This is a genomic window from Desulfurobacteriaceae bacterium (genome assembly GCA_039832905.1).
GTDB lineage: Bacteria > Aquificota > Aquificia > Desulfurobacteriales > Desulfurobacteriaceae > Desulfurobacterium.
Window position 1 is genome coordinate 1 of sequence record JBDOLX010000102.1, and the last position, 5448, is coordinate 5448.

The 5448-nt window shown below is 37.4% G+C and carries 7 protein-coding genes; 2 read left to right on the forward strand and 5 right to left on the reverse strand.

Translation table 11 applies throughout. From position 1 onward, the window contains the following. The first annotated feature begins 162 nt into the window (after window positions 1–162). The gene (locus ABGX27_07740) at window positions 163–954 is read left to right on the forward strand and encodes a DNA adenine methylase (GenBank protein MEO2069386.1); all 792 of its coding nucleotides are present in this window, start codon (window positions 163–165) and stop codon (window positions 952–954) included. Between the two features lie 323 nt (window positions 955–1277). Here the strand turns inward: ABGX27_07740 and ABGX27_07745 are convergent, their stop codons facing one another. Beyond that, the gene (locus tag ABGX27_07745; protein MEO2069387.1) at window positions 1278–1469 is read right to left on the reverse strand and encodes a hypothetical protein; all 192 of its coding nucleotides are present in this window, start codon (window positions 1467–1469) and stop codon (window positions 1278–1280) included. Further along, on the reverse strand, window positions 1429–1782 hold the full coding sequence (locus ABGX27_07750) for a GPW/gp25 family protein (protein ID MEO2069388.1): 354 nt from the start codon (window positions 1780–1782) through the stop codon (window positions 1429–1431). Before ABGX27_07750 ends, ABGX27_07745 begins: the two co-directional genes overlap by 41 nt. Window positions 1783–2186: 404 nt before the next feature. Between ABGX27_07750 and ABGX27_07755 the strand changes: the two genes are divergently transcribed. Next, the gene (locus tag ABGX27_07755) at window positions 2187–3875 is read left to right on the forward strand and encodes an ankyrin repeat domain-containing protein (protein ID MEO2069389.1); all 1689 of its coding nucleotides are present in this window, start codon (window positions 2187–2189) and stop codon (window positions 3873–3875) included. On the opposite strand, the gene hisE is transcribed toward ABGX27_07755, so the two are convergent. From hisE to ahcY, 3 genes are all read right to left on the reverse strand, one after another. Further along, window positions 3849–4139 (reverse strand): phosphoribosyl-ATP diphosphatase, encoded by a 291-nt coding sequence (hisE, locus tag ABGX27_07760; protein ID MEO2069390.1) that lies wholly within the window; start codon window positions 4137–4139, stop codon window positions 3849–3851. The genes ABGX27_07755 and hisE overlap by 27 nt on opposite strands. Next, window positions 4140–4484 carry a phosphoribosyl-AMP cyclohydrolase gene (gene hisI / locus ABGX27_07765; GenBank protein MEO2069391.1) on the reverse strand — a complete coding sequence of 115 codons (345 nt, stop codon included), beginning with the start codon at window positions 4482–4484 and terminating at the stop codon, window positions 4140–4142. Between the two features lies 1 nt (window position 4485). Then, window positions 4486–5448, reverse strand: a 963-nt coding sequence (ahcY, locus tag ABGX27_07770; protein MEO2069392.1) for an adenosylhomocysteinase, incomplete at its 5' end; no start/stop codon positions are given.

Below are 5448 nucleotides of genomic sequence, written 5' to 3' on the forward strand. Positions count from 1 at the left end.
CGGCTCTTCCGCCGGCTCAAAAGAGAAGACGGAAATACTCAAGAAGTTAAACACTAAGTCCTAAGGAGACCTCCCCTTGCCTTCCTGTCGCTCCCCTCCCGCCTTAGCTCCCTTTTCCTCTATGCCTTTTTTCATCAGCAAAACCCAGAAGGAGGTTGTATTATGCTCCCATGGATTGGCGGCAAAAGTAAACTCGCTAAGTGGATAATCTCCCACTTTCCAGCAAACTACCAGAAGATGACGTATGTAGAACCGTTTGGAGGAGCAGGTTGGGTTTTATTCAGAAAAGAACCCTCTCTTGTGGAGATCTACAATGACAACGATGAACTGCTCGTTAACCTTTTCGTCGTCCTGAGGGACCACTTTCAGGAATTCAAAAGGAGAGCCAAAAGAACCCTTCACTCAAGACGCCAGTTCCAGATGGCAGTAGAACAACTCAAAACAGGCTATTTCCGAGACAACATAGACAAAGCCCTACTTTACGCTATTACCGTAGTTCAGTCATTTTCAGGAACAAGGAACAGCTGGGGATACTACATTTCTGCTAACACCAGAAAAACAAGTAGCACCCGTTGGCTTCCATTTCTAAGAAGACTTAACCAGGTAAGGGAAAGACTCTCCATAGTTCAGATAGAATGCCTTGACTTCCGAAAGGTCATAGAGAAATACGACACTTCCAACACGCTCTTCTACCTTGACCCGCCATACGTCCAAAAGGAGCATTACTACCGGACTGGATTCACGGAAAAAGACCACAGAGACCTTGCAGATATCTTGAAAAACATTAAGGGAAAGTTTGTTCTTTCTTACTATCCTTGCGACCTTGTAGAAGAGTTATACAAGGACTTTAACTGGCACACAAAAGAGGTTTCCAAGTCAAGTTATGGAATTACTGAATTCTCAAAGGTGAGGAGCCGCCCACGAGGGACGGAGCTCCTCATAAAGAACTTTTAGCCCACTGTCCCCCGCAAGGGGGGACTCCTTTATTCTAAACGAAAACTCCAAATATATCCATATTTATGGAAATACAAATATCCAAGTTCTTCGCCTACAATAACTCGTATGGAAAAGTGGGAAGCCCTAAGTTTGCTAAGGAACAAAGAGAAGGATACCCACATCCTTGTAAACCCAACTTTGTGGAAACTATTTCAGTTAGCCTGCGAGGAAGAAAAGGTAAGACCTAACCACAAAGTGTCAGAACTGATTCTGAAGTATTTAGAGGAGAAGGGCATACTTGAAAAGTATCTCAAGGGAGAAATCAAATTAGAAGATAAAAATCAATCTAAAGGTTCCACATAACCATGCTTTTCCAGCAGGTTTCCAACTGCTATCTCGTCTATCAAATTGCTCCGTGCTAACCACTCAGAATAGCGTAAGTTCCGCAAAATGGTTCTATCTTGCCGGGATAGACCATCGTAAAGCTCCTCTTTATTCCATATTTCCCGAAGGTCTATAAACTCTTCCTTCATAAAAACCCCTCATCCCAGAAGATTTCACTTCATATTCCAGCTTTATATCAACAAAACTCCCGTCTTCTCCTACCTGAGCTAACTTGACATCTGTTACACGAATAGAAGGAACATTCCTGTTAACATCTTTATGAATAGTCCCCACAAGCAGAGGAGCTATCGTTATTCCTTCATCAAGGTAATCCCAAATGCCGCAACCGTATTGCGGGTCAAGAACCTTCTCCCCCTTCCGCGTTAATAGAACCATTTCTATCTGTTGATTTATATCTTCTAAAACCTCAGAAAACTCTACACCGAACAATTTCTCACCCATGATAATCTTGATTTTAGTATCAACTTTCCAGAGCTGCAACTGTTAAGCCACCCTAACTAATTTCTCAACTTTTTCTTTAAAATCAAGAAATAAATGAGAAAAATACCTTTAGAAATTTCTCAACTATTTCTTTACTCTCTGGTAAGTTTCTCATCTTTTTCTTGATTTTTCAGAACTAAAGAGAACCCCTTTCTTATCTTTTCTTTTACTCGCAGAAATCGGCAAAGGTTTAGAGTTTCTCGTTGATTACACGCATAAGAAAGATTTCTCATCTTTTTCTTTACCTAATATATTTTTAGAAAAACTTCCTAAGAAACTCAATGGATTCCCTCGCGAGCTATTGAGAATTTACTTTAATTTAGCAAGGATTTCAGACTATTTTTATAAAGAATTAAAAAAGTATTTTGGAAAGGAGAAAGCAAGGCAGATTATTTCCTACTATAAAGAGAATAGATCAAGAACACAACCTTAGAAGAGTGAAAAAAGAGGTAGAGAGAAAGAGGAAAGTTCAAAATTCAGAATTGACGGAGCTATTGAAGTTCGTAGAAAAGAAACTCTCTTTGGATGTAGAGAAGACTAAAAAGGACAAAGAAGAAATTAATGAACTTTTTAAAAAGTTGGGGAAATTTGAAAACATTGATGAAGACCCTATCTGTAACTTTCTAAAAGGAAGATTTCTAACTCTAAAGGGAGAGTTTGAGAAAGCATGCGAATGCTACTGGAAAGCAGTGAAGAACGGGAAAGGACAGATAGGCAAAAAAGTGGAACTTGCAATTAAGGAAGGACTTTTAGTTTCTACTCAGCTTAAAAAAAGGAAGGAAACAAAGGTATCGAATACTAAAGGATATTTTGAAAAGTTTTATAAAGAAGCAGTATTTCACAACCTTTTTGAAGGTGTTCCAAGCAATGTCATTTTGAATAAGTTTAGTAGGAAGTTTTCTTCTTACTTTAAAAATTCTTTTCCAAAGATGGAAAAAGAGACGGAAAAAAGTCTTTTAGAGCTTTTTAATTTGGAAGAAGAATTTAAACCTGACTACAGACATCCTAACAGGATTATAAAAAAGTTTTCTGAGCCTGTTAGTCAGCTTGCTTTATTTGCAGGTTTAGGTAAGCATAAAGTTGTAAAGAGACTCTTAGAAAAGGGAGCAGATCCAAACTGGATAAGAGAAACCGACAACTATACTCCGTTAATTGCAGCACTTAAAGGTCATACTGAGAACCGTGAAAAAGGCTTCTGGATAAAAGTTTTAAAAAAGGGAATAGAAATGCGCGGGAAGGATAATCTTAGTATATCTGAAGTGCTAATTCAGATATTGGAAAACAAAAATAAATTAACCAAAGATCACCTAAAGATTGCAAAGGAATTAATTCCAAAAATGTCAAAAAAGGCAATAAACGCGAAATTGAGAAAAGAGAAGGAAACTGCATTATCTCTTGCAATTGGAAAAGGATTGGTTGAAATAGTGAAGTTGCTTATAGACCATGAAGCAAATGTAGATGACAAAATTCACGATAATGAAATATCTCCTCTTGCGTATAGCATTCAAGTAATAGCATTTATAAAAGAGAAGAAGAGATTACTTGAACTTTTAGATAGCGAAGAGAACCTACTTTACTTTTTCCAAGAGAAAAGACTTAAGAGTTCTTTTACAAGAGGTTTAGATAGTTTAAATCTTCCTTTCATATTTGATTCTGAGAAGAATAAAATTTTTAGATTTATTATTCGGGTTTTACTTAAGTCGAAAAAAGTTCAAAAATTTTTAAAAGAGGTTTTAAAAGTAACTTTCGAAAATTCGGAACTTTACTTACACAATAATCTGGAAAATGCCTACGAAATATTTGATTTACTCTTAAAACGTACCCAAAATGTTGACCAACCAAGTAAATCAAGGACAACTCCACTGATATTAGCAGTATGGATAGGAGATGAAAAGCTGATAAAGAAATTGCTTGAAAAACGAGCAAATCCGAAACATAAAGATCAATACGGAAAGTCTGCTTACGATTATGCTTGTGAGAGTGGAAACAAGAAAATTATAAAGTTATTGGAAAATTATATGCCGTTATTATCTCATCCTTCTTCCAAGCTCTGAAGCTACCTCATCTAAGGTAATTCCTCTATTAACAAGTGCTACAAGCAAATGATACAAAAGGTCTGCAGTTTCGGATATTGCTCGCTCTTTGCTTTCGGACTTTAATGCCAGTATCGTTTCTACTGCTTCTTCTCCCACTTTTTGGAGTATTTTATTTTCCCCTTTCTTAAAAAGTTTAGCTGTGTAAGAGTTTTCTGGAAGATCTTTTTTTCTTTCTTCTATTGTTTTGTAAAGACTTTCTAGAACTTTTCCTATGTCCTGCATTTATCTCTCCTTGGCAAGTTTTCTGAAAAAGCAACTGTATTCTCCAGTATGGCAAGCTACTCCTTCTTGTTTGACTTCATAAAGGAGAGTATCTCCATCACAGTCCAAGTAAATGTTTACTACCTTTTGTAAGTTTCCAGAAGTTTCTCCTTTTTTCCAAAGTTTTTTTCTTGAACGGGAGTAGTAGTGGGCAAAACCGGTTTCAATAGTCCTTTCTAAAGCTTCTTTGTTGGCATAAGCAACCATTAAAACCGTTTTTGTATCTACATCTTGAACGACAACGGGGACAAGACCGCCCCCTTTATCAAAGTTTATCTCTTTTAAGAGCTCCTTATCTACAACCATTCTACGTCCCCATTTCCCAAGAGTTTAGATATTCAATCTGTTCGGGAGTAAGTTCATCTATTTCTATTCCCATAGCTTTTAGCTTGAGCTCTGCTACCTGTCTATCTATATGTCCCGGAACAACGTAAACGTTAGGTTCTAGACTTTTGCCATCTTTTACTAAATATTCACAGGATAGTGCCTGATTGGCAAAACTCATATCCATTACGGATGCAGGATGCCCTTCAGCTGCAGAGAGGTTTACAAGTCTTCCTTCGACAAGGAGGTAAATTCTCCTTCCATCTTCTAACGTATATTCATCTACAAAGTCTCTAACACGTCTCTTCTTCACTGCCAATTTTTCTAAAGCTGGAATATCTATCTCAACGTTAAAGTGTCCAGAGTTTGAAACAATAGCTCCATCTTTCATAACCTTGAAATGTTCTTCTCTGATGACATTTACGTTTCCTGTAACTGTGCAGAAGAAGTCTCCAAGTTTTGCAGCTTCTATCATTGGCATTACTCTGAAGCCGTCCATTCTTGCTTCAATAGCTTTTATGGGGTCAACTTCTGTGACTATAACTTCTGCTCCCATTCCTTTTGCTCTCATTGCTACGCCTTTTCCACACCAGCCATAGCCAGCAACAACGAAAATGGAACCGGAAAGGAGTCTGTTGGTAGCTCTTAAGATTGCATCTATAGTTGATTGTCCTGTTCCGTATCTATTATCAAAAAGATGTTTAGTAAGTGCTTCGTTTACAGCAATCACAGGATATTTTAAAGCTTTATCCTTTGCCATTGCCTTTAGTCTTATGACTCCTGTTGTCGTCTCTTCTGTTCCACCAATGACATTTTCTATAAGTTCAGGACATTCTTTATGAAGTGTTGAAATAAGATCTGCTCCGTCGTCCACCGTGATATTTGGCTCTTTTGATAAGACGGCTTTTATATGTTCGTAATAAGTCTTTTCATCTTCACCTTTTAT